This is a genomic window from Herminiimonas sp. GW821-FHT09C12 (assembly GCF_059416385.1).
On sequence record NZ_JBWKPC010000002.1, the window covers coordinates 192198 to 215443 of the forward strand.

21 protein-coding genes and 2 tRNA genes are annotated in these 23246 nt (G+C 50.7%); 14 read left to right on the forward strand and 9 right to left on the reverse strand.

Annotated elements, in window-relative coordinates; genetic code table 11:
- Positions 1-2 precede the first annotated feature (2 nt).
- Both AC07N2_RS10820 and AC07N2_RS10825 read left to right on the forward strand, forming a co-directional pair.
- Positions 3-78: transfer RNA gene (locus AC07N2_RS10820), tRNA-Glu, on the forward strand.
- Positions 79-222: 144 nt separating this feature from the next.
- Positions 223-298, forward strand: a tRNA-Glu gene (locus tag AC07N2_RS10825).
- Positions 299-647: 349 nt separating this feature from the next.
- Here AC07N2_RS10825 and AC07N2_RS10830 read toward each other — a convergent pair.
- Complete coding sequence (locus AC07N2_RS10830) at positions 648-893, reverse strand: hypothetical protein (protein WP_494778289.1); 246 nt, start codon at positions 891-893, stop codon at positions 648-650.
- Between the two features lie 619 nt (positions 894-1512).
- Between AC07N2_RS10830 and AC07N2_RS10835 the strand changes: the two genes are divergently transcribed.
- The 6 genes from AC07N2_RS10835 to AC07N2_RS10860 all read left to right on the forward strand — a co-directional run bounded on the left by AC07N2_RS10835 (position 1513) and on the right by AC07N2_RS10860 (position 8185).
- Positions 1513-2007, forward strand: coding sequence for a MarR family winged helix-turn-helix transcriptional regulator (locus AC07N2_RS10835; RefSeq protein WP_494778290.1), 495 nt, complete (start codon positions 1513-1515; stop codon positions 2005-2007).
- Complete coding sequence (locus tag AC07N2_RS10840) at positions 2004-3524, forward strand: efflux transporter outer membrane subunit (protein ID WP_494778291.1); 1521 nt, start codon at positions 2004-2006, stop codon at positions 3522-3524. Before AC07N2_RS10835 ends, AC07N2_RS10840 begins: the two co-directional genes overlap by 4 nt.
- Positions 3521-4723 carry an HlyD family secretion protein gene (locus tag AC07N2_RS10845; RefSeq protein WP_494778292.1) on the forward strand — a complete coding sequence of 401 codons (1203 nt, stop codon included), beginning with the start codon at positions 3521-3523 and terminating at the stop codon, positions 4721-4723. The genes AC07N2_RS10840 and AC07N2_RS10845 overlap by 4 nt, the downstream gene beginning before the upstream one ends.
- Before the next feature lie 3 nt (positions 4724-4726).
- Positions 4727-6280 (forward strand): DHA2 family efflux MFS transporter permease subunit, encoded by a 1554-nt coding sequence (locus AC07N2_RS10850; RefSeq protein WP_494778293.1) that lies wholly within the window; start codon positions 4727-4729, stop codon positions 6278-6280.
- Between the two features lie 42 nt (positions 6281-6322).
- Entirely contained in the window at positions 6323-7483 is a 1161-nt protein-coding gene (gene earP / locus AC07N2_RS10855; RefSeq protein WP_494778294.1) for an elongation factor P maturation arginine rhamnosyltransferase EarP, read from the forward strand.
- Between the two features lie 126 nt (positions 7484-7609).
- The gene (locus tag AC07N2_RS10860) at positions 7610-8185 is read left to right on the forward strand and encodes an elongation factor P (protein ID WP_076591899.1); all 576 of its coding nucleotides are present in this window, start codon (positions 7610-7612) and stop codon (positions 8183-8185) included.
- 72 nt (positions 8186-8257) lie between these two features.
- Here AC07N2_RS10860 and AC07N2_RS10865 read toward each other — a convergent pair whose 3' ends face one another.
- Entirely contained in the window at positions 8258-9256 is a 999-nt protein-coding gene (locus AC07N2_RS10865) for a M48 family metallopeptidase (RefSeq protein ID WP_494778295.1), read from the reverse strand.
- A gap of 15 nt (positions 9257-9271) precedes the next feature.
- A complete protein-coding gene (locus AC07N2_RS10870) occupies positions 9272-10366 on the reverse strand; it encodes a YjgN family protein (RefSeq protein WP_494778296.1) in 1095 nt (364 codons plus the stop codon).
- A gap of 488 nt (positions 10367-10854) precedes the next feature.
- On the opposite strand from AC07N2_RS10870, the gene AC07N2_RS10875 reads away from it, so the two are divergent.
- Entirely contained in the window at positions 10855-11397 is a 543-nt protein-coding gene (locus AC07N2_RS10875) for a bactofilin family protein (protein ID WP_494778297.1), read from the forward strand.
- Positions 11398-11559: 162 nt separating this feature from the next.
- On the forward strand, positions 11560-12429 hold the full coding sequence (gene purU / locus AC07N2_RS10880) for a formyltetrahydrofolate deformylase (RefSeq protein WP_494779242.1): 870 nt from the start codon (positions 11560-11562) through the stop codon (positions 12427-12429).
- 84 nt (positions 12430-12513) lie between these two features.
- Here purU and AC07N2_RS10885 read toward each other — a convergent pair whose 3' ends face one another.
- Genes AC07N2_RS10885 through yjgA form a run of 3 tightly spaced genes read right to left on the reverse strand, consistent with a single transcriptional unit; the run spans position 12514 to position 14395 of the window.
- On the reverse strand, positions 12514-13176 hold the full coding sequence (locus AC07N2_RS10885; protein WP_494778298.1) for an alpha/beta hydrolase: 663 nt from the start codon (positions 13174-13176) through the stop codon (positions 12514-12516).
- Between the two features lie 36 nt (positions 13177-13212).
- Entirely contained in the window at positions 13213-13827 is a 615-nt protein-coding gene (gene mog / locus AC07N2_RS10890; RefSeq protein ID WP_494778299.1) for a molybdopterin adenylyltransferase, read from the reverse strand.
- A complete protein-coding gene (gene yjgA, locus AC07N2_RS10895) occupies positions 13811-14395 on the reverse strand; it encodes a ribosome biogenesis factor YjgA (RefSeq protein ID WP_076591892.1) in 585 nt (194 codons plus the stop codon). The genes mog and yjgA overlap by 17 nt, the downstream gene beginning before the upstream one ends.
- Before the next feature lie 86 nt (positions 14396-14481).
- On the opposite strand from yjgA, the gene pmbA reads away from it, so the two are divergent.
- Together pmbA and AC07N2_RS10905 are read left to right on the forward strand one after the other, a co-directional pair.
- Positions 14482-15846 carry a metalloprotease PmbA gene (gene pmbA / locus AC07N2_RS10900; protein ID WP_494778300.1) on the forward strand — a complete coding sequence of 455 codons (1365 nt, stop codon included), beginning with the start codon at positions 14482-14484 and terminating at the stop codon, positions 15844-15846.
- 179 nt (positions 15847-16025) lie between these two features.
- Positions 16026-17105, forward strand: a complete 1080-nt coding sequence (locus AC07N2_RS10905; RefSeq protein WP_494778301.1) for a TRAP transporter substrate-binding protein — start codon at positions 16026-16028, stop codon at positions 17103-17105.
- A 164-nt stretch (positions 17106-17269) separates the two neighbouring features.
- Here AC07N2_RS10905 and AC07N2_RS10910 read toward each other — a convergent pair whose 3' ends face one another.
- The 3 genes from AC07N2_RS10910 to argH all read right to left on the reverse strand — a co-directional run bounded on the left by AC07N2_RS10910 (position 17270) and on the right by argH (position 21327).
- A complete protein-coding gene (locus AC07N2_RS10910; protein WP_494778302.1) occupies positions 17270-18958 on the reverse strand; it encodes a TRAP transporter large permease in 1689 nt (562 codons plus the stop codon).
- Between the two features lie 15 nt (positions 18959-18973).
- Positions 18974-19558, reverse strand: coding sequence for a TRAP transporter small permease subunit (locus tag AC07N2_RS10915; protein WP_494778303.1), 585 nt, complete (start codon positions 19556-19558; stop codon positions 18974-18976).
- 374 nt (positions 19559-19932) lie between these two features.
- Positions 19933-21327 (reverse strand): argininosuccinate lyase, encoded by a 1395-nt coding sequence (gene argH, locus AC07N2_RS10920; RefSeq protein WP_494778304.1) that lies wholly within the window; start codon positions 21325-21327, stop codon positions 19933-19935.
- 154 nt (positions 21328-21481) lie between these two features.
- On the opposite strand from argH, the gene AC07N2_RS10925 reads away from it, so the two are divergent.
- Complete coding sequence (locus tag AC07N2_RS10925; RefSeq protein ID WP_494778305.1) at positions 21482-22453, forward strand: sensor histidine kinase; 972 nt, start codon at positions 21482-21484, stop codon at positions 22451-22453.
- Entirely contained in the window at positions 22450-23244 is a 795-nt protein-coding gene (locus AC07N2_RS10930; RefSeq protein WP_494778306.1) for a LytR/AlgR family response regulator transcription factor, read from the forward strand. Before AC07N2_RS10925 ends, AC07N2_RS10930 begins: the two co-directional genes overlap by 4 nt.
- Positions 23245-23246 lie beyond the last annotated feature (2 nt).

The window sequence follows — 23246 nt, forward strand, 5'->3', positions numbered from 1 at the left end:
CTGTCCCCATCGTCTAGAGGCCTAGGACATCACCCTTTCACGGTGAGTACAGGGGTTCGAATCCCCTTGGGGACGCCAAATTCCAGATTCGTCTGGTATGAAAAAAGCCCTGATTATTCAGGGCTTTTTTCATTCAAGGTTGGAGCGCAAAGAATCAGTGTGCGGGCTCATGTTTGCCGCCACTGTCAAATTTGCGAAGGTCAGTATCAAGGACAGGTTTCTGTCCCCATCGTCTAGAGGCCTAGGACATCACCCTTTCACGGTGAGTACAGGGGTTCGAATCCCCTTGGGGACGCCAAGTTAAAAACGTCACGCTTTTGCGTGGCGTTTTTTTTGTCTGAAATGAAAAAAGCTCTGATTATTCAGAGCTTTTTTCATTTTTACTGTTATTCAATTCAATATCGTATTACTACACAAACTGCATCGAATGGCGCATGCACTTTCAAGTCATTATTGAAGTAGTCGAACATAGCGGGTTGTTCATGTGTGTGCGTCGCAGCTGAGTATACGCACTAATATTGCCGCTAAATCGCACCACAAAGCTGCCACCCGTTCGCATCCAAGTTTCCACTTGATCGACGCTGCCCAATAGCCGCATCGGGGAATTGCTGCCGCATCACTGGATATCGGCCGGCTATTCTTTGCCATCATGGGAAGTTCAAGTCCAAACCGAGTTTCGTGGCAAAGATGAAGGTGACGAGCACCAGGGCCAGGAGCGATAGCACGAAAACTATGGTCACCTTGACGCCCGCGCGTAGCACCGCGCGTTTCTCCTCGGCCTTATCCTTCGCCTTCTTCCCTTGATCGTAATGCCACTTGATGGCGAAGAACATGCCCGTGCCGAGCACGAGAGCCTTGAATGTAACGAAGACTATAAGAGTCCAATCCATCATTTTGAGTATTTCCCAGCTGTTACTTGACGCTATCTATCGTGAGGAGCACTACCTCAAAACGCTGCATGACATCTCAATCGAAGTCGGCTTATTCTAGGTTAAGCAAACAGCGATCGACATTGGACATAAAGCCCTAGGACATAATGTCCTTACTGAGTTATCGGAAAGATCACACGCGGCTCAAGATGGGTTTGCCGGGTGTTTACCCTCAGGTGGCAACTTTGGAATGCGAACCGGTGGCAACATTAATGCGAATATTCATCACAGCACAGAAATCAGTTGCGTATGCTCTGGTGCCAGATAGATCTTTATGGTTCGCAGGTACGCGATGCAAATGCCAACTCGCGTGCTGAATCAGATTTGGTGGATACAACGAATTGCAGCAAGCTCTACCGAGCAAGTCTGAAATACCTCTATATAAGATGCCGTCGTTGCATGCTCCCGCGCTGTGATTTAGCGCTAAAGAGATGACAGCCTGATCACTTTTTGGCATCTCACATGCAAAATTATTCTAAATCCGGCAGGTTTTAACGGTTTCTTTACTCATCAAAATAAAATCGCTGATAAATTAGCTGCTTAGGCAGTTATTGACTTAAGCAGTTATTGATTAAGCATGTATATGAATAAATTTGAAAAAAATTTCCCATCGGGGTCTTGGTGCGTAGAAGAAAGTGTTGGCTACTTGCTGGCGCGTGCTCGTACCAAGCTAGCGAAAGCGGTCGATGTGGATTTGGCGCAGCACGACATTACCCATGCTCAAGGCAGCATGTTGCTGATGTTGAATTCGGGGAATTACTCGACTGCCGCAGAGTTATCGCGAGAGTTGTATATCGATTCGGCATCTATCACCCGCATGGTCGACAGATTGGAAAAGCGTGGCTTGATTCAGCGCATGCCGCGTGGTGATGACAGGCGCGTGATCAATCTGCGTTTGACGGAAGAGGGTGTCGAGCTTGCGGACAAATTACCTGATTTGTATGTAGGTGTGCTCAATGAAAATTTTGCCGAGTTCAGTGGCGAAGAAGTGAATACGCTCAGAAGCTTGCTGCGCAAATTGCTATACGGCGCTGCATCGGAGGCCGTTAGCAAGGAAATGAAAGACAGGGGCGAATGATGAAAAATCTTTTACGTTTTTCTGCCGGTTTAAACCAAAATTCTTTCCGCGGCATGATCGCAGTCAGTTGTGCTGCGGTCTTGCTCAGTGCTTGTGCCAGTTTTAAAGGCATAGATACCAGCGCGAATTTGAATCAGCCTGCGGACTATGCAACGACTGCTTCCTTACCAGAACAGCGCGGACAATGGCCGGATGCTTCCTGGGCGCAAACCATCGGTGGCGCACCTTTGCAAGCTTTGGTGGATGAAGCCATCGCAGGCAATCCTAATTTACAAGTTGCCGCAGCGCGTGTCGCTGGCGCAAGGGCAGCAGCTGATGCAGCTAGTGCAAGTGCTCGTCCATCGTGGTCTGCTAATGCCAGCAGCACATATCAGCGCTATACCGAGAACGGTATCATTCCACCACCGCTGGGTGGTGAGTACAAATCGGATAATGAACTGTCGCTGAATTTTTCCTACGATTTTGATTTCTGGGGCAAGCATGCCGCGGAATTACGCAGTGCCTTGTCCGCAGGGAAGGCCGCGCAGGCAGAGCAATACAATGCGCGTCTGATGATTGCTACTGCAGTGGCGCGCGCCTGGGTGCAATTGGCGCGCCAGTATGCGCAACTGGATTTGAATCAAGAGCAATTGACTGTCGGTGAAAACATCGAGCGCCTGACCAAGCTGCGTTTTAAAGTCGGCCTCGATACGCAAACAGATAATCAACAAACGCATCAACAACTCGCTAGCCTGCGTGCCGAGCGCGCGCAATTGAATGAAGCGATTGCCTTGACGCGTAATCAGTTGGCAGCGTTGATGGGCAAAGGCCCGGATCGCGGCTTGCAAATTGAACGTCCTTCATTGCCTTCCGAAGTAGCGATTGCATTGCCAGACGCATTACCGCTGACCTTGCTCGGACGTCGTCCTGACATTGTCGCAGCACGCTGGAATGTTGAAGCCGCACAAAGCGATATCGATACGGCAAAAACCGAGTTCTATCCGAACGTCAACATCATGGCCTTTGCCGGTTTCTCCAGCTTGGGTTTGAGCAATCTGTTGAATAGCGGTAGTCGTGTTGTTGGTATCGGACCGGCAATTCGTTTGCCGATACTGGATAGTGGTTCTCTGCGTGCCAATCTGAAAGGTCGCGTTGCTTCCTACGATGGTTTGGTCGCAATGTATAACCAGACTTTGACCGAAGCCTTGCACGACGTTGCTGATCAAGTGCAATCGTCGCGTGCTGCGGCGCTGCAAAGTGAGCAGCAGCAACTGGCAACACAAGCATCGGCGAACAACTTGAAACTTGCGCAGCAGCGCGAACGTGTTGGTACTACCAATATGCTGCCGGTACTGTCAGCACAAATGACGTGGCTGTCGCAGCGCCGTATCGATCTTGATTCACAAGCGCGTCGCAGCGATTTACGTATCGGTTTGATCAAAGCCTTGGGCGGCGGTTTCGACGCGCAGACGCAAGGCCTTGAAAAAGAAAACTCCAATCCCTCGAATGTTTCCACCTCCGTGAGAAGTGCATCATGAATACGACCAGCCCAGAAGTAAAAGAAGCCGAAACTCCTAATACCAACGGCAAACGTCGCCGCCGCCTCATCGCGGTGTCGATCCTGCTGGCACTTTTGTTGATTGCCTATGGAATCTGGTGGGCAATTTATGCGCGTCATTTTGAAGATACTGACGATGCTTATGTTGCTGGCAATGTGGTGCAGGTGACGCCGCAGGTGAGTGGTACCGTGATCGCTATTCATGCGGACGATACGGAGTTGGTAAAAGCCGGTAAGCCGCTGGTTGATCTTGATCACAGCGATGCACAAGTGGCATTGGATCAAGCTGAAGCACAACTGGCGCAGACGGTGCGTGAAGTGCGTACCTTATTCGTCAACAACGGTGCACTGAGTGCAGCTGTGACGCAGCGCACCGCAGATGTTGCGCGTGCGCGTGATGATCTGGCACGTCGTCAGGAATTGAGTGGTACCGGTGCAGTAGCAAAAGAAGATCTGGAACATGCGCGCGTTGCATTCATTGCGGCGGAATCCGCATTGCAAGCAGCACGCGATCAGCTGACATCGAATCAGGCATTGACCGAAGGCACAACGGTTGCCAAACATCCTAATGTGCAACGCGCCGCAGCGCAGGTACAAGCTGCTTATCTGGCTTTGTCACGTAATACCTTGCTGGCACCGATTACTGGTTATATCGCCAAGCGTTCGGTACAAGTCGGTCAGCGTGTTGCGCCAGGTACGCCTTTGTTGTCGGTGGTGCCGCTGAATGCATTGTGGGTGGATGCCAACTTCAAGGAAGTGCAAGTTGCCAAGATGCGTATTGGTCAACCGGTCACATTAACTTCTGATATTTACGGTAGCAGCGTTACCTATCATGGCAAGGTCGCTGGTCTCTCGGCAGGTACAGGCGCAGCCTTCGCTCTGTTACCTACACAAAATGCGAGTGGTAACTGGATCAAGGTCGTGCAACGTATTCCAGTGCGTATTACTTTGGATCCCAAGGATTTGGAAGAGCGCCCATTGCGCGTAGGTTTGTCGATGCAGGTTGAAGTGGATGTGGCCAAGTCCGAAGGTACGTCTTTGACCTCGACGACAGCGCCGCGCACTGAGCCGGTTTATCAAACAGCTGTGTTCGATGATGCAGGCAACCAAGCTGCTGCGCGCGTTGCACAAATCATTGCAACCAACAGCAACAGTACTGCGACCACAGGCAAACACTAAACCATGAGCGCTACTCCTCGCGCTGCGTTGTCGCCACTGAGCGGCACGCCACTTATCATTGGCACTCTGGCCTTGTCGCTGGCGGTGTTCATGAACGTGCTCGATTCGTCGATTGCGAACGTGTCGATTCCTGCGATTTCAGGTGACTTGGGTGTCTCGCCACAACAAGGCACCTGGGTCATTACTTCGTTCTCGGTTGCGAATGCGATTTCGGTGCCGCTGACAGGTTGGCTGACGCAACGTATCGGTCAGGTGCGCCTGTTCATCAGTTCCATCTTGCTGTTCGTGCTGGCTTCCTGTCTGTGCGGCTTTGCGCCTAGCATTGAAATTCTGATTGCCGCACGAGTCTTGCAGGGCGCGGTGGCGGGACCGATGATCCCTTTGTCGCAAGCCTTGCTGCTTTCCAGTTATCCGCCCGCGAAGAGCGGGATGGCGCTAGCGTTCTGGGGTATGACGACGCTGGTGGCGCCGATTATGGGGCCGCTGCTGGGCGGCTGGATATCGGATAACTACACATGGCCGTGGATCTTCTACATTAATATTCCCATCGGTATTTTTGCTGCATGGGCAACATGGTCTATCTATCGTGAACGTGAATCGAAAACCTACAAACTGCCGATCGACAAGGTTGGTTTGGTCTTGCTTGTACTGTGGGTCGGTTCTCTGCAATTGATGTTGGATAAGGGCAAAGAACTGGACTGGTTCCATTCTGGCGAAATCATTATTCTTGCTTCAGTTGCGGTGGTGTCTTTCATCTATTTTATTATTTGGGAAATTGGTGAAGAGCATCCGGTGGTGGATTTATCCTTGTTCCAGGGCCGTAATTTCAGTGGCGGTGTGATTGCAATTTCGGTGGCTTACGGCTTGTTCTTCGGTAGCTTGGTGATTCTGCCTTTGTGGTTGCAGACGCAGATCGGTTACACCGCGACGGAGGCTGGCAAGGTGATGGCACCGGTTGGTATTTTCGCGATTATCTTGTCACCTATCGTCGGTAAGTTATTGCCAAAAATCGATGCGCGCTGGGTTGCGACGACTGCATTTCTGATTTTCTCGGTGGTGTTCTTCATGCGGGCGCAGTTCACGCAAGATGTGGACATGATGACCTTGATGATTCCTACCGTGATTCAAGGTGCGGCGATGGCGATGTTCTTCATTCCATTGACGTCCATCATTCTGTCCGGTCAATCACCAGACAAGATTCCGGCGGCAGCAGGTTTGTCCAACTTCGTGCGTATCATGTTCGGCGGTATCGGTACTTCTGTGATGTCGACGATGTGGGATAACCGTACCATCCTGCATCATGCGCAATTGGCTGAATATACCGGTACGCATAATCCAGCCTTTACACAAGCCGTGAGTACCTTGATGGCGCGAGGGATGTCGGAGCAGGCTGCATGGGCGGTGATAGACAGGCAGATGACAGTGCAAGCCAGTACCTTGGCGGCGACGGATTTATTCTGGATGTCCGGCATCATGTTCCTGTGCTTGATCGGTTTTATCTGGATTACCAAACGCAGCAAAGCGGCTGGTGGAGCGGATGCAGCAGGCGCGCATTGATACTTCGTTTATCATGCGTGAATTAAATTTCTGACTGTTTGCATGAGCTTTCCACAAACCTTGCATTTGTTTTGCCGGGTCGTCGATAACTACGGCGACATTGGTATCTGCTGGCGCTTCGCACGACAGCTGCAACAAGAGCACGGTATTGCCGTGACCTTGTGGGTAGATGATTTGCCTAGCTTTAGGCGCATCTGCCCAGACGTTGTACTCAACGTAGAAGAGCAGCAGGTCGCTGATGTGACGGTGCGGCATTGGCGCAATCAAGATGGCGTGTTTGCTGCCAGCGATATTGCCGATATCGTTATTGAGTTTTTCGCCTGCGATATTCCACCGGGTTACATTACTGCGATGGCAGAGTGCAATCCGCGTCCGGTGTGGCTGAACCTGGAAGGGTTGACTGCGGAAGAATGGGTCGAGGGCTGTCATACCTTGCCTTCGCCTCATCCGCGTTTATCTTTGACTAAACACTTTTTCTTTCCTGGCTTCACTAGCAAAACGGGCGGTTTGCTGCGCGAGTTGTCTTTGGAAAAAGAGCGTCAGCAATTCCAATCAGATCCAGCGGCCATGGCGGCGTTTCTTGCGCAATTTGGCGTGACGCCAGAAGAAATGACGTCGACCAAGGTGTCCTTGTTTTGTTATCCGCACGCACCAGTTTCAGCCTTATTCGACGCATGGCAGGGCGGAGGCACGGCTATTACTTGCTTGGTGCCGGAAGGCGTTGCCAGCGGGGTAGTTCAGACATTTCTCGGGACGGATGCCGAGGCGGGAGCCGTATTTACGCGTGGCGCGCTTACTGTCCGCGTATTGCCTTTTGTGCCTCAACCAGATTACGACAAGCTGTTATGGGCTTGCGATCTTAATTTCGTGCGTGGTGAAGATTCCTGGGTGCGTGCACAGTGGGCAGGCAAGCCTTTCATCTGGCATATCTATCCACAAGATGAAAACTTGCATCACAAGAAACTACGCGCATTTTTGCAGCGATATGCCGCGGATATTGAAAGCCTGATTGCGCTCTCTTTGGTTTGGAATGGTGCAAGCACAGAAGGCGCGGATACCTCAACTGACTGGTCTGCGCTATGGGCGTCATTTCAGGCCGATATGCCCAAAATTGCTAGCAGAACCACTGAATGGCAGCGGGAAATGCTGGAAAACGGGGATATGACGAGTAATTTGATACAGTTCGCCCGCACGCTACGCTAAGAATATGCCAAGAAGACGGTATAATATCGGGCTAATTTATACCGAATTCGATCAAACGTGAGCTTGTGGCGCTTTAAGCCAAGAGGCGACAGTTGATTTTTATGCAACCCACTTTTTACGTACACTATGAAACCTGCAAAAGAAATTCGCGTTGGTAATATCATTATGATCGATAGCAAGCCTATGATCGTATTGCGCTCCGATGTTAACGGTTCGAGCCGCACTGGCTTTACCTACAAATGGAAGATGAAAAATCTTCTGACGAACAGCCCGCAAGAAAACGTTATGCGCGGTGACGACAAGTTTGACGTCGTTGTTCTCGACAAAAAGCCTGTGACTTATTCCTATTTCGCTGATCCATTGTTCGTGTTCATGGACGAAGAATACAATCAGTTCGAAATCGAAGAAGAAAACCTGGGTGATGCATTGCATTACCTGAAAGACGGCATGGAATGCGAAGCAGTTTTCTATGACGGCAAAGCAATTTCTGTTGAATTGCCAACTACTGTTGCTCGTCAGATCGTTTACTCCGAGCCAGCAGTCAAGGGCAATACTTCCGGTAACGTGTTGAAAGAAGCACGCATCGAAAACGCAGTCGAAGCATATCAACACACTGTTCAAGTGCCGTTGTTTGTCAGCAGCGATGACATCATTGAAATCGACACCCGTACCAACGAGTACAAAAAAGTGGTTCGTAACTAAATCACTTGAAATGAAAAAAGCTGCCGATCCGGCAGCTTTTTTTTCGCCCTCATATTTTTCAGTGCTTACAGATTACTGCGCGTTCTGTATATGTTCTATCCGCTCCATCGTCGATGGATGAGTGGATAAATAGGGCGAGGATGGTTCGCTGGTTTTACTTTTCAGTTTTTCAAAGCCCTCTGCCATGTGCGAGAGCGCAATGCCATTCGCCTTCATCATGGTGATCGCATAATCATCTGCCTCACGTTCCGCATCGCGCGAATACTTCATGTCCAGCAGCATCGTTGGAATATTCGCGACAATCGCGGAAGCATCGCCAAAGATGACCGTTGCCAACACACCGATAGCAGAGCTTTGCACCACACGTCGCATTAGATGACGTTCATGTAAATGTCCAAGTTCATGCGCCAGTATTCCCATGATTTGCGCATCGTCATTCATTAAATTCACCAATTCATCGGTCAAAATAATTTGCCCTGACGGCAGTGCAAATGCATTCGGACCAATCTCGCTTTTGCGAAAAACGATCGTGTAATCCGGCACACCTTCCTTGGCTGGTATTAATCGCTTGAACTGCTCTGTAATCGCTTGCTGTCGCGCGATAGGTAAATGGCTGGGTGAAAGTATGCGTTTGTCGAGAAAGTCCAGCATACCGCTACCTATGGAGCGTTCGACTTTTTCCGGTAATGCCTTGGCTATGACTTCGGCGGCAAGTGGCAATGCATATAAATACCCGAAGGTAAGCACGACCAGTGTGGCGAGAACGGCAATGAGTGTCCCGCGCCAGCTTTGCTGCATACGTACGACCAGAGAGTCTTGGTGGCCTGTATCGGCAAGCAAGGTGTCGAATGTGTGTGCGTCGCTTATTTCCAGATAGGCGTCGTCTGGAAAGGTGACTTTGCGACTGGTATTGCGCGCACGTTCGGATACGCGCAAATCGCTGATGGCGCAATGACGTTCGACATCGCCGGCGAGTGTAGCGATCCCCGCATCTACCGACAAGGTCACGTGATGCGCACGTGAGGTTTTACCGTCGTAATAGAGTGCGGGAATCTGCGTGATAGCGCTCATTGCAAGCGGTGCCGATTACAGCGACAGATCAAAGTCGAGCAAATCAGTAAGGCCTTCACCAGTTGCAGATACCTGTTCTTTCGTTGCTGCGATGAAATTTTCCAGGCTGCCATCAGGGATGAGCGACATTGATTCCACGCGATACTTCATTGCGCGGATCTGTGCGAATGGCAAAAACAGACCAAGCGTACAGATAATGCCGATGATGTTGGTAATGACGATAAAGGTCATCCGGCTCCATTTCATATCGCTTTGGAAGCGATGTTGACCGAGCCGCGTATTGTTCCAGATCAGGTTCTGAATCAATGTGGCAAAAATCGGAAAGAGCAGAAACATCCAGACATAAAGCGCGAACATGAATATAAAGATACCGACCATGCCCGCATCGGAAGATGTTTCGCGATCCAGGCCTCCAGCGGTAATCATTGCGAACAAGGCGCCGCCTAATGTGAGCGAGATGATGATGACGCCAGCCAGCCAGATGGCAAAGACCAACAGATAGGCTTTGTAAAATTTACCAACCGGACCGGTAAAAGAGAAGTGGCTGGTACCAAACCGGCTTTCCTCATGCTGAAACTTCTTCATGCGTTGATGCGTAAACGGCGCAAGTATGAAGGCAGTGAGCATGGTCAGGATAGGCAGCAGCAAATAGACCCTGTACACGTGTAATAACTGACCACGAAAACCGAAGCGGATGCCACGATAGCTGGAGTTATACAGTTTGAATTGCAGGCTTTTCCATATCAGCCACGGAGCGACCAGCATCACGAGAAGAATCATGGCTAAGCCAATGATGTCCGACATCTCAAATGCGAGGTTGTAAATCACGATCAGGAGGACAGCAATAATGCGTCCCTTCAGGATTGCTACCGGATTGCCGTGATACTCAAAACTCGATCCAGCGACGCTGCTGCTGTTATAGAAGTAATTGGTTCGACGTACCTTGGCCCAGGCGGAATAAATGCCAAGTGTGAGTATGGAAAACAGCAGATTGACGATCCAGATACGGAAGTATTCACCGCCTGTCCCGCTAAATGAAAAACGTATCGCTGCATTGGATGCTTGAGGATTGCCCTCAGGCATTTCTTGGAAGGCCGATGTGTCAGTCATGTTCTCTCCCTGAGAATTTATTTTTATTTGCTGGGACAAGGTTACTTGTTGATGGGTAATTGTCAAGCGCAGTGCGATTCCGAGTATGTACTGCGTATATAACGCTTGTGTGACAGGCCGAGCTATCTACAGAGTTTGTATTGATGACTCATTTTTGAGTGGCGAAATTTTTGCATCACCGTGTAAATATTTCAGGGATGCGAATAATGGATACGTATTTTTTTGATACGTGATGAGTGAATGTATCTGCCTAAAATTTAAGCAGATAAATTTTTTAATAAAAATGTAACAAATGTGAACTTTCAAAACGACTGATACACCAACCCGTGGTTATGCGACGCAGTGAGCATTGCTCATTTACAAGTTGTATTTCCAGAGCGCAAAACAGAGTTGCCGCAACGTCGTTACGCGCGATGTAATGCTGACGCTGCAAGCGTATTCACTCAATTTTTATTACGTCATTGCGACAATTATTTTCAGGAGATTTCATGCTTCGATCTGACACGCTTTTTGGCAAGCGAGAAACCAATACGCCAAACCCACCGCTGAGCACCGCTAGCTCATCCTCTCTGTCAAATTCAAGCACGTCCGGTTCTGCTTTTAATAAGCCATCTTCTTCTGCTGGTGGTTTCAATACACCAAGTCAGGCGCCTGCAGCGAGCATCAATGAAGTTGGCAGCAAGCTGATTGTTGGTCCGAACATTAAACTGAAGGGTGTTGAAATCACCGATTGCGACACCTTGGTGGTAGAAGGTTTTGTCGAAGCAACGATGGATTCGCGCGTGATTCAGATTGCCAAGGATGGATCGTTCAAAGGTTCTGCCGGTATCGATATCGCCGAGATTCATGGCACCTTCGATGGTGAACTGACTGTGCGCCAAAAACTGGTGATTTATGCGTCCGGTCGGGTATCCGGCAAAATTCGTTACGGCAATGTCGTGATCGAAGAAGGCGGCCAGCTTGCAGGTGATGTACAAGTCGGCGGCACGATGACGCCACCTAAAGGATTAGCGGTAGCAAAAAGCGTTTAATTCACAACGCTAATTCTGACGCCTGTCGTCAGTGCCTATATGGGCGCTGACGATGGGCTATTTCCGTTTGATTTTCATCCTGTTTTGTCTGTGATAGTAAGCCGTGCGACAATGCATGGCCTCGCTTGATCCTCAAGCGCTTCCTTTGTCAGTCGGACCACTATCATGCATCCGGAATACATCCTTAACTTATCGTGCCTGGATCAACGCGGCATTGTGCAACGCGTCTCTGGTTTCCTGGCCGAACATGGTTGCAACATCATTGAGTCGGCGCAGTTTGGCGATGCACAGTCCAAACTCTTTTTCATGCGTGTGTATTTTTCGGCAGAAGAAAAATCGCTGAGCGATGAAACCTTGCGCAGTAATTTTTCCACGCTGGCCGATACGATGCAGATGAACTGGCAATTGCACGATGCGCAGAAAAAGCCACGTGTGATGCTGATGGTTTCCAAGATCGGTCATTGCCTGAACGATTTGCTGTTCCGCTACAAAAGCGGTCTGCTGCCGGTAGAGATTCCCGCCATCGTTTCTAATCACACTGATTTTTATCAATTGGCTGCGAGCTATAACATTCCTTTCCATCATTTGCCATTGGCTGCCGGTGCGTCGGAATCAGCCAAGCGTGCACAAGAAGAGCGTGTGCTGGAAATTGCCAAGGGCGCAGAGATCGATCTGGTTGTGCTGGCGCGTTACATGCAAATTCTGTCGCCGGAAATGTGCAAAGCCCTGCAAGGACGCGCGATCAATATTCATCACTCCTTCCTGCCTAGCTTCAAAGGTGCGAAGCCTTATTATCAGGCGCATGAACGTGGAGTGAAGCTGATAGGCGCTACTGCACACTTTGTGACTGGTGATCTGGATGAAGGTCCTATCATCGAGCAAGACGTGGAGCGTGTTGATCATGCGATGAACCCGGCGACGTTGACTGCTATCGGTCGTGATGTGGAATGCGTGGTGTTGGCGCGTGCGGTCAAATACTTTGTCGAGCATCGCATCTTGCTCAATGGACACAAGACGGTGGTGTTCAAGTAAATGTGTTGCTGACTGCAGAACACGGCAATAAAAAAGCACGCTTGAAGCGTGCTTTTTTATTTCTATCTCGACTTATTCAGCGCATCAGTTCAACACGCGCTTGAGGAAGTTGGAGATGTCGTCAAGTTGTGGGCCACAGACCGAGTGCGGCATATTGTATTCATGCCATTCAACGTTGTAACCCAGTGCTTGCAACAGGCTGAGCGAGCGCTGTGCACGCGTGATAGGGATGACTTGATCGCCGCGGCCATGGCCGTAATAGATAGGAATGTCTTTGTTCGCTGCGCTAGCTTCAGTTTCGAGTGTGGTATCGATAGGTACATAACCGGACAGGCACAACAGGCCGCCGAGGCGTTCTGGGTAGCGCAGGCCGACCTGGAATGTCATCGCACAACCTTGCGAGAAACCAGCGATCAGAATTTTGTCAGCAGCAATGCCGCGTGCTTTTTCGCGCTCGATTAATTCATTGATAGATACTTGTGAAGCGCGCAAGCCTGCTTCATCTTCTTCGCGACCAAACTCGGTAACGACCACGTCGTACCAGGCTGGCATTTCACGGAAGCCGTTAACGGTGACAGGGATTTCAGGCGCATGTGGAAAGACGAAACGGATACCAGGGCAGCCGCTCAAATCCAGTTCTCTGACGATAGGAACAAAGTCATTGCCGTCGGCGCCTAGGCCATGCATCCAGATGATGGAAACGGTTGGGTTGGGTGCGGTTTCAATTTCGACGGTTTCTAAGGTCATGGTGTCAATGAGCGGATTGCTGAAGAGTGTAAAAAATTATTTGGCTGGGCGAATGGCGTGCTTAGGACGCCAAGCCTTGCAGATGGCTTCGTTGGTTTCGATATACGGGCCGCCCATCAGGTCTATGCAGTAAGGCACTGCAGCGAAGATGCCGCCGACGATTTGCTTGCCGTCTGCATCTTTCAAACCTTCCAAGGTTTCCTTGATCGATTTTGGCTGGCCGGGCAGGTTCATGATGAGCGCTGCATGCTCTTCCGTTTCGCGGATCACCGTTACTTGACGCGACAGTATCGCGGTCGGTACGAAGTGCAGGCTGATCTGGCGCATTTGTTCGCCAAAGCCTGGCATTTCCTTGGTGCCGACAGCGATGGTTGCTTCCGGTGTGACATCGCGACGAGCAGGGCCGGTGCCACCAGTGGTGATGACCAGATCGCAGTGTTCGACATCAACCAGTTCGATCAGTGCTTGTTCAATCATGAATTGTTCATCCGGGATCAGACGCGTTTCCATCTGCCACGGGCTGGTCAATGCTGCGCTGAACCATGTTTGCAAGGCAGGGATGCCTTGGTCTTCGTATGCACCGCTGGATGCACGGTCGGAAATCGACACCAGGCCGATTTTTAATTCGTCTGGATTAGTCTTCTTCGACATCGTCTTCTTCGTCCTTAGGTTGCTCAGCAGGTGCTTGCAATGATTTCAGAATCTGGAAAATCTCGCGATAAGCCTTAGGCGGCTTGTTTTCCGCTTGTTCTTTGCGTGCGTTACGAATCAAGGTGCGTAGTTGTTGCGCATCCAGGTGTGGATGGTCAGCTAACAACTGCGTTAATACCTTGTCGTCGCTCAGCAATTTATCGCGCTTGCGTTCGATTGCGTGCAGGGAGGCTGTCTCGGACTTCGATGCGCCTTTCCAGCTATCGAGCATTTTTTGTATGGCTGCGAGTTCGTGTTCTTCCAGCGTGCGCATCTTCTTGCCGACATATTGCAACTGACGACGACGGCCTTCGTGATCCTTGATCAGCTGGCATTCGAGGATGGCATCGCGTACATCTTCCGGCATAGGCACGCGTTTGACGCGGTCGCGCGGCTCTGCAATCAGCTCCGCTCCCAGTTTTTGCAGGGCGGTCATCTGGCGTTTGAGCTCGGATTTGGACGGGCGCTCGTACTCCTGTTCGAATTCGGTGGATTGGAACCCGCAGGAGCCTCGGTTAGGATTTGGCATGATCTGATTTGATAAGGCGTTAAGCCATTCTGTAAACGACTGCTATGATAACTGTTTTATAGGTATTTCCGAAGAAAACGACCCTCATGAGCGAATCAGTGTTTATACATAGTCAAGATCAATTAAAGCAACTTGCGCAGGATGTGTTGCGTTATGCGAAAGAAAAAGGCGCATCCAATGCTGCCGTAGAGATCAATGAGGGCAGCGGTTTGTCTGTTTCCGTGCGCAAAGGTGGCGTGGAAACGATAGAGCAGAATAAAGACAAAGGCATGGGCGTCACGGTCTATCTGGGCGAAGAGCGCCATGTCCGTCGCGGTAATGCCAGTACTTCCGATTTTTCGCAGCAAGCGCTGAAGGATACGGTTGAGGCGGCGTACAACATTGCCCGTTTCACAGCAGAAGACGATTGCGCCGGTTTGCCGGACGAAGACATGCTGGAGCGACATCCGCGCGATTTGCAATTGTGCTATCCGTGGCTGATTTCGACCGAAGAAGCGGTTGAATTGGCGAAACGCGGTGAAGCGGCTGCATTTGCTGTTGATAAACGGATAACGAACAGCGAAGGTGCCAGCGTCTACGCACAGCAATCGCATTTTGTTTCTGCCAATTCGCGGGGTTTTATCGGCGGCTACCCGTATTCGCGTCATACGATTTCTGTTGCGCCTATCGCAGGTAAAGGCAGCAATATGCAGCGTGATGATTGGTATACGTCGATGCGCGATCCGAAAAAACTGGCCAAGCCAGAAGCGGTCGGTATTTACGCAGCGCAGCGCGCATTGGCACGTTTGAATGCACGCAAGATCGATACACGCAAATGCCCCGTCTTGTTTGAAGCGCCACTCGCAGCTGGATTGCTGGGCGCATTCGTGCAGGCAGTCTCTGGTGGTGCCTTGTATCGCAAATCAACCTTCCTGCTGGATTCGCTCGGTAAATCGGCTTTTGCATCGCATGTGCAGATCACGGAAGATCCGCATGTGATAGGTGCGGTCGGTTCTTCACCATTCGATGAAGAAGGTGTGAGAACCAGTCGTCGTGATGTCGTTAAAGACGGCGTGGTGCAAGGTTACTTCCTGTCGACTTATTCCGCACGCAAATTAGGTATGCAAACCACAGGCAATGCTGGTGGCTCGCATAACCTTTCGATGACGTCTTCGTTGACGCAAGCGACTGACGATTTCAAAGCGATGTTGAAGAAACTCGATACCGGTTTATTGGTGACCGAATTGATGGGCCAGGGCGTGAATTATGTGACTGGCGATTACTCGCGTGGTGCATCCGGTTTCTGGGTCGAGAAGGGCGTGATTCAATATCCAGTGGAAGAGATCACGATCGCCGGCAACATGAAGGACATCTTCATGCAGGTGGTTGCGATTGGTGCAGATACTTTGGTACGCGGAACCAAACAAACCGGTTCGGTCTTGATTGAAAATATGGTGGTTGCTGGTGGTTAATACGACGTTTTCGTAGTATGGTTATGCCAGTTGTTTATAGCGTAAAGCATGAAGAATTTTTCTACTTCGAACAGCTTACGTCACACTTACAACTTGGTTTTTTTAATGAAATTTGAGTACTGATTTTATCGGTAAACAAATTTCAAACAGGTGTTGTCGTTAATCACTCAGGAGACAAAATGGAACGTCGTTCATTCCTTAAGAAAGCAGCAGTTGGTGCATCGGTAGGCGCGGTTGCCGTACCTTCTTTTGCACAAGCCAACCCAACAATCAACTGGCGTCTGGCATCCAGCTTCCCTAAATCGCTAGACACGATTTACGGCGCAGCTGATGTATTGACCAAACGTGTTGCCCAATTGACCGATGGCAAATTCAACATTCGTCCTTTTGCTGGCGGCGAAATCGTCCCGGCATTGCAAGTGATGGATGCGGTACAAGCCGGTACGGTTGAAATGGGTCATAGCGCGTCTTACTACTACTTTGGTAAAGACCCTACATTCGCATTCGACGGCGCTGTACCGTTCGGTCTGACATCGCGTCAACAAACCGCTTGGTTCGACCAAGGCGGTGGTCGTCAATTGACTCGCGACTTCTTCAAGGACTACGGCATTGTCAACTTCCTGGGCGGTAATACCGGTACCCAGATGGGTGGCTGGTTCCGTAAAGAGATCAAGGAAGTTAAAGATCTGCAAGGCTTGAAAATGCGTATCGGCGGTTTCGCTGGTCGCGTTATGCAACGCCTGGGCTTGGTGCCACAACAGATCGCTGGTGGTGATATTTACCCAGCGCTGGAAAAAGGCACGATCGATGCAGCAGAATGGATCGGTCCTTACGATGATGAAAAGCTCGGCTTCAACAAAGTCGCGCCTTTCTACTACACACCAGGCTGGTGGGAACCAAGCTTGCAACTGTCGTTCTACATCGGCATCAAGGAATGGGAAAAACTGCCTAAGGCATACCAGGCAGCGATCGAAGCCGCTTCGTACGAAGCACACGTTGTCATGCAAGCGGAATACGATGCACGTAATCCAGCCGCATTGGCACGTTTGCTGAAGAACGGCGTCAAACTGCGTACCTTCTCCAAACCGATCATGGAAGCTTGCTACAAAGCAGCGACCGAAGTCATGGATGAAGAAGCAGCGAAGAATGCCAAGTTCAAGAAGATCTACGAACCGTGGAAACGTTTCCGTCAAGATGAGAACCAATGGTTCTCGGTTGCTGAAGCACCGATTCAGAACTTCATGATCGGCCGCAAGTAATCCTTGTAGTTCGATTGAAAAACCCGCAGAGCTTGCTCTGCGGGTTTTTTTATTGCCTGAACATTCGTGATGTTCATTTTTATTGCGCGATAGAACTTCACTTTTTTATAGGCGAAAAAAATCCCGCATAAAAAATCATGCGGGATTGTCAGGGGGAGATTCTGTTACTTCTTGGCTGGTTCTTCAGTCGAGAAGTTTAACTGCGGTGTTTCATCTGCTTCTGTAGCCGGATGTGTTGCATCCGTTGATTCGGTTGAGGTGTCCGGATCATATTCGTCTTGACCCATATCGATCTTCAACTCGATCTTTTCATGCATGTCGGTTTTTGAATCGACTGAAATCAGTTTCGGGAAGGCGATGATCAGCGTCACCATAATCACTTGAATCAGCACGAACGGTACCGAACCCCAGTAAATATCCGAGGTCTTGACCTCTTTCGGCGCGACTGAGCGTAGATAGAACAGCGCGAAGCCGAACGGTGGATGCATGAACGAGGTTTGCATGTTCACGCTCAACAGTACGCCGAACCAGATCAGATCGATGCCCATCTTGTCGGCAACCGGACCAACCAGCGGTACCAGAATAAACGCCAACTCAAAGAAGTCGAGGAAGAAGGCGAGGCCGAAGAACAGGATGTTGACCACGATCAGGAAGCCAGCCGTACCACCTGGCAAGGAGGTCAGCAGATGTTCAACCCACAGATCGCCATTCACGCCGCGGAAGATCAGACCGAACACGCTGGAGCCGATCAGAATGAACATCACGAAGCAAGACAGACGTGAGGTCGAATTCATTGCTTGTTTCAACAAGCTCCATGACAAACGACGGTTCATCATAGCCAAGACCAACGCACCGAAGGCACCCATACCGCCGCCTTCAGTTGGTGTTGCGATACCGACGAAAATGGTACCCAGCACCAGGAAGATCAGCGCGAGCGGTGGAACCAGTACGAACACGACTTTTTCTGCCATCTTCGACAGCAGGCCAATGTTCATTTTGCGGTTGATGTATGCGATCAGGAACGCGCCTGCGATACCCAATGTTGCTGCATAGATGAGGCCTTCATCAGCATGCAATTTAGGATTGCTAGCTAACAGGATCTCTTCGATGACAAACGTAACTGCAACCGTTGCAACGATCAATACGAGCAGGGACACGACGCCGCTGTTGCCGTTTGGCTGACGCAGATTGCGCGCTTCCAGTGGCAAGGCAGGAACCCATTTAGGTTTGAACAGCGAGATGAGCAACACGTAACCGGCATACATCGCTGTCAGCATCAGACCTGGACCGAAAGCAGCCTGGTACATATCGCCGACGGAACGACCCAATTGATCGGCCATAACGATCAAGACCAGTGACGGTGGAATGATCTGCGCCAAGGTACCTGACGCGGCAATCACACCACTTGCCAGTTTTTTATCGTAGCCGTAACGCAGCATGACAGGCAGGGAAATCAAGCCCATCGAGATAACGGAAGCTGCAACCACACCGGTTGTCGCTGCCAGCAAGGCGCCGACAAAAATAACCGCGTATGCCACACCACCGCGCAGAGGGCCAAATAACTGGCCTATGGTATCGAGTAGATCCTCGGCCATCCCTGAGCGTTCCAGAATCAAGCCCATGAAGGTAAAGAATGGAATCGCCAGCAGTGTGTCGTTAGCCATGATGCCGAAAATACGATTCGGCAAAGCTTGCAACAGTTCAGGCTTCAACAAGCCTAATTCAATACCCATCAAGCCGAAGAACAAGCCATTGGCTGCTAATGAGAATGCAACTGGGAAGCCGGATAGTAGAAATACCACCAGCGCGCCGAACATGATCGGCGCCATATTCGCAATAAGAAATTCAGTCATGTTTTTTCCTGGCGATCAGTTAAGTTTATTTGCAGCTTTGATCGCCGCGATTTCTTCTTCCGGCGTAGCGACTTGTTTGTCGAATGCGCTGGCAGGGACTTTGCCTTGCAGGAAACCGATCCGTTTGATGATTTCCGATACACCTTGCAAGATCAGCAGAGTAAAGCCGATAGGAATCAGGATTTTTGCAGGCCAGACGATCAAGCCGCCGGCATTGCTCGAAACTTCCTGGTTCTCAACGGAGATCAGTGCGTAAGGGATGGAGTAATACAGAATCAGTAACGAGGCCGGCATCAAGAACAGGATGTAGCCGAGCAGATCGATCCAGATTTGCGTACGTTTGGAAAAGCGGCCGACGATAACGTCGATACGTACGTGCTCGTTACGACGCAGCGTGTAAGAGGTCGCCAGCAGAAAGATGGCGCCGAACAAATACCATTGAATCTCAAGCCAGCCATTGGAGCTGATGTTGAAAAGGTAGCGCATGACGGCATTGCCGGTACAGATAAGGACGGCGAGCAACAAAGCCCAACTGATGCCGTGACCTATTTTTTCATTGAGGTTATCAATGAATCGCGATAGCGATAGTAAAAAAGACATTATTTTTGTCTCCAGATTGAAATTAGACAGAACATAAGCGCATGCTTTTTATTTTTTATCGCTTGCGACGACATTTTTAAGGCTAGGTGAGTATAAGACATCCTGTACGCGATTTTTTGCTAAAGGAGTTCTTATTGGGTACACACATATCCTATTTTTACAGGCGCAGATGATACAGCGCGTAGCTGACGCGAACATTACGAAAGGCGCATAAACAGGGGAAATGGCGAATAAAAATCTGAGTAAATACGATTACAGCGACATCCCAAAATGGGGCGTCGCTGTAATGTTTGTAAGTTCGCGAGTAGATGTATTGCTGAAAAGATCGAGCATGCGGTGAGGACTTGCATGCTCGATCAAAACCGAGCTTGTAATCAGCTCAGTTTTGTACGGTGTCGCGCGATGGCTGCACGTACTTGTTGTGGCGCGGTGCCACCGATGTGATTACGTGCTGCGACTGAGCCTTCCAGTGTCAGTACTTCAAAAATGTCGGCTTCTATCAGTGTCGAGAAGACGTGCATTTCTTCCAGCGTTAAATCGCTCAGATCAATACCGCGATCGACGCAGGCGCGTACGGCATGGGCAACTGCTTCATGCGCATCACGGAAAGGCAGGCCTTTTTTCACCAGATAATCAGCCAGATCGGTCGCTGTTGCATAACCTTGTAAAGCCGCGGCGCGCATCGCTTCCGGTTTGACGGTAATACCACGCGCCATGTCAGCGAAGATGCGCAAGGTATCAACCACGGTATCGACGGTGTCGAACAATGGTTCTTTGTCTTCCTGATTGTCCTTGTTGTAGGCCAGTGGTTGGCCTTTCATCAGGGTCAGCAGGGCGATCAGATGGCCATTGACGCGACCGGTCTTGCCACGCGCCAGTTCTGGTACGTCCGGGTTTTTCTTTTGCGGCATGATGGACGAGCCGGTGCAGAAGCGATCAGCGATATCGATGAAGCCGACGCGCGGGCTCATCCAGATGACCAATTCTTCCGACATGCGCGAGACGTGCGTCATGATCAAGGCAGCAGCGGCGCAGAATTCAATCGCGAAGTCGCGATCCGATACGGCGTCCAGCGAGTTGTGGCAAACATCTTCGAAATCCAGCGTGCGCGCAACGCGCTCGCGATCGATAGGGAAGGTGGTGCCGGCCAGAGCGGCAGCGCCCAGTGGCAGACGATTGACGCGTTTGCGGCAATCCAGCATGCGTTCTGCATCGCGGCTGAACATTTCCACGTAAGCCAGCATGTGGTGGCCGAAAGTGATCGGTTGTGCCACTTGCATGTGGGTGAAGCCAGGCAGGATGGTGTCGGCGTGTTGTTCAGCCAGATCCAGCAGCGACAGACGCAGGTCGCGCAAAAGGCCGACGATATTGTCGATTTCGCTGCGAACGTACAGGCGGATGTCGGTCGCGACTTGATCGTTGCGCGAGCGGCCGGTGTGCAGGCGTTTGCCAGCGTCGCCGACCAGTTCGGTCAGGCGTTTTTCGATATTCAGGTGGACGTCCTCCAGATCCAGCAGCCATTCAAACTTGCCGGAAGTGATTTCTTCCTGAATTTGCGCCATGCCGCGCTGGATTTCAGCGTGATCTGTCTGGCTGATGATCTGCTGGTGCGCCAGCATCTCTGCGTGAGCAAGCGATCCCTGGATGTCGACGTAAGCAAGACGCTTGTCGAAAAATACCGAGGCGGTGTAACGTTTGACCAGATCGGAAACGGGTTCGTTAAAGCGTGCCGACCAGGCCTCGCTCTTTTTGGAGAGTTGTGCTGTCATAATTGGGTCCTAATGAATACGCGATTATAGAACAAGCCAACCTCGCAATCCCACTCCAGCCGCGATTAATCCTTCATCCATGCCACCTTTGCCCGATTCCGCGCCCATCCCCGTCATTGAGAACGTGATACCGGACTGTTGCAATATAGGCATCATGGTCAGATCTTTGCTATTCGTTAATGGTGTGGTGCTGGTGGTTATGTTGATAGGCGCGAGTAGCGTGCAGGCTGGTTTGCTGGCTTTTGTCGAAGCATCGATGCTGGTGGAGCTGGCTTGTTTGTCGTCCTTGTTTGCACTTTGCGGCTTGCGGCGAGGGATACGTTCGATTCCGCCTTGGGGGCAGCGTCTTGCCTGCGCCTTGGTGCCGGGCGCGATTACAGGTCTGATTATTCATTACCTGCTCAACGATGATATTTTTCTGACCAGCTTGAGTCGCTTGTCGGCGATGGAAGGCGTGGTGTGTGCCGCTTTGTTCGGTATCGCCTTGCAGCACTATTTTGAATTGCGTACGCGCGCATTTTCGCCAGCGCTGGCGGAAGCACGCTTGCAGGCATTGCAGGCACGGATACGTCCACATTTTTTGTTCAATAGTTTGAATGCCGTTTTGTCCTTGATCCGTACCGAGCCTCGTCGTGCAGAAAGCACGCTGGAAGATATGGCTGATCTGTTTCGTGTCCTGATGCGTGATGCGCGTGATATCACGACGCTGGGCAATGAGGTCAGGATAGGCATGCAATATCTGTCGATAGAAAAAATCAGACTGGGTGAGCGCCTGCAAGTCAAATGGGATATGGATGGCATTTCCGGTGATACCTTACAGAAGGCGAAAACACCGGCCTTGCTGCTGCAACCATTGCTGGAAAATGCCGTGCACTATGGTGTTGAGCCATCGCCTGAAACTGCGTTGATCACGATAGCCATCAGTCGCATACGCGATCGCATCGAGATCGTGATGACGAATCCATTTCACGTCGACGTGATATCGACCGGCAATCACATGGCACTGGATAACATACGCGAACGCCTGACGCTTTTATACGATATGGAGGCGCAATTGACGACGCAGGTGACGAACGGGCAATTTGAAGTACATCTGTATCTGCCGTATCAAAAGGCGGGCGCATGATGCCGCGTATATTGATCGTCGATGATGAAGCGCCGGCACGCGCACGCTTGACCACTTTGTTATCGGATATTGCACTTGAATGTCCGCATGAACTGGTCGGTGAAGCGGCGCAAGCGCAGCAGGCGCTGGATAGGATAGTCGAGTTATCACCGGATATTGTCTTGCTAGATGTGCAAATGCCGGGCATGACGGGTATAGAGCTTGCGGAACATCTGTCGCAGAACGACGCGGCTGGGCCGGCGATTATTTTTGTGACGGCGTATGACGAATATGCGCTGAAAGCATTTGAAGTACATGCCTTCGATTATTTGCTGAAGCCAGTGCGTGCAACGCGTTTGGCAGATGCGATCCGGCGTGTCGGTGCATTGAAGCAGAATGCGGGTGCGCAGAAGCAGGCGATTGCCGAAGTCGCCAACACGATGCAAGTAGCACGCAAGAATTTTTCCGTTCAGGAAAGAGGACGTTTGTTACTGGTGCCGGTGATCGATGTGCTCTACCTAAAGGCGGAAGCGAAGTACGTTACCTTGCGTACCAGAGAACGCGAGTATTTGATTGAAGGATCGTTATCAGCGCTGGAGCAGGAGTTCGCTGCGCAATTCATACGTGTGCATCGCAATGCGCTAGTCGCACGGGAAGCCATCATAGGCGTAGAGCGCGGCGCGCAAATCGTGGATGCCGAGAGTGACGGCGATAAAGCGCAGGAATCTTGGCAAGTCATCTTGTGCCATATCGATGATCGTCTGCCGATTTCACGACGACAGTGGGCGGGAGTCAAAGCCTTGGTACGCTAGTT

Bases quoted from the DNA above. Each gene is read 5' to 3' on its own strand.
- AC07N2_RS10885 (WP_494778298.1), bottom strand. From the start codon at position 13,176: ATGACCTTAGAAACCGTCGAAATTGAAACCGCACCCAACCCAACCGTT.
- AC07N2_RS10860 (WP_076591899.1), top strand. From the start codon at position 7,610: ATGAAACCTGCAAAAGAAATTCGCGTTGGTAATATCATTATGATCGAT.
- AC07N2_RS10835 (WP_494778290.1), top strand. From the start codon at position 1,513: ATGAATAAATTTGAAAAAAATTTCCCATCGGGGTCTTGGTGCGTAGAA.
- yjgA (WP_076591892.1), bottom strand. From the start codon at position 14,395: ATGCCAAATCCTAACCGAGGCTCCTGCGGGTTCCAATCCACCGAATTC.
- AC07N2_RS10930 (WP_494778306.1), top strand. From the start codon at position 22,450: ATGATGCCGCGTATATTGATCGTCGATGATGAAGCGCCGGCACGCGCA.
- AC07N2_RS10850 (WP_494778293.1), top strand. From the start codon at position 4,727: ATGAGCGCTACTCCTCGCGCTGCGTTGTCGCCACTGAGCGGCACGCCA.
- AC07N2_RS10870 (WP_494778296.1), bottom strand. From the start codon at position 10,366: ATGACTGACACATCGGCCTTCCAAGAAATGCCTGAGGGCAATCCTCAA.
- pmbA (WP_494778300.1), top strand. From the start codon at position 14,482: ATGAGCGAATCAGTGTTTATACATAGTCAAGATCAATTAAAGCAACTT.
- AC07N2_RS10830 (WP_494778289.1), bottom strand. From the start codon at position 893: ATGATGGATTGGACTCTTATAGTCTTCGTTACATTCAAGGCTCTCGTG.
- AC07N2_RS10910 (WP_494778302.1), bottom strand. From the start codon at position 18,958: ATGACTGAATTTCTTATTGCGAATATGGCGCCGATCATGTTCGGCGCG.
- AC07N2_RS10845 (WP_494778292.1), top strand. From the start codon at position 3,521: ATGAATACGACCAGCCCAGAAGTAAAAGAAGCCGAAACTCCTAATACC.
- AC07N2_RS10905 (WP_494778301.1), top strand. From the start codon at position 16,026: ATGGAACGTCGTTCATTCCTTAAGAAAGCAGCAGTTGGTGCATCGGTA.
- AC07N2_RS10925 (WP_494778305.1), top strand. From the start codon at position 21,482: ATGGTCAGATCTTTGCTATTCGTTAATGGTGTGGTGCTGGTGGTTATG.
- mog (WP_494778299.1), bottom strand. From the start codon at position 13,827: ATGTCGAAGAAGACTAATCCAGACGAATTAAAAATCGGCCTGGTGTCG.
- AC07N2_RS10865 (WP_494778295.1), bottom strand. From the start codon at position 9,256: ATGAGCGCTATCACGCAGATTCCCGCACTCTATTACGACGGTAAAACC.
- argH (WP_494778304.1), bottom strand. From the start codon at position 21,327: ATGACAGCACAACTCTCCAAAAAGAGCGAGGCCTGGTCGGCACGCTTT.
- earP (WP_494778294.1), top strand. From the start codon at position 6,323: ATGAGCTTTCCACAAACCTTGCATTTGTTTTGCCGGGTCGTCGATAAC.
- AC07N2_RS10875 (WP_494778297.1), top strand. From the start codon at position 10,855: ATGCTTCGATCTGACACGCTTTTTGGCAAGCGAGAAACCAATACGCCA.
- AC07N2_RS10840 (WP_494778291.1), top strand. From the start codon at position 2,004: ATGATGAAAAATCTTTTACGTTTTTCTGCCGGTTTAAACCAAAATTCT.
- AC07N2_RS10915 (WP_494778303.1), bottom strand. From the start codon at position 19,558: ATGTCTTTTTTACTATCGCTATCGCGATTCATTGATAACCTCAATGAA.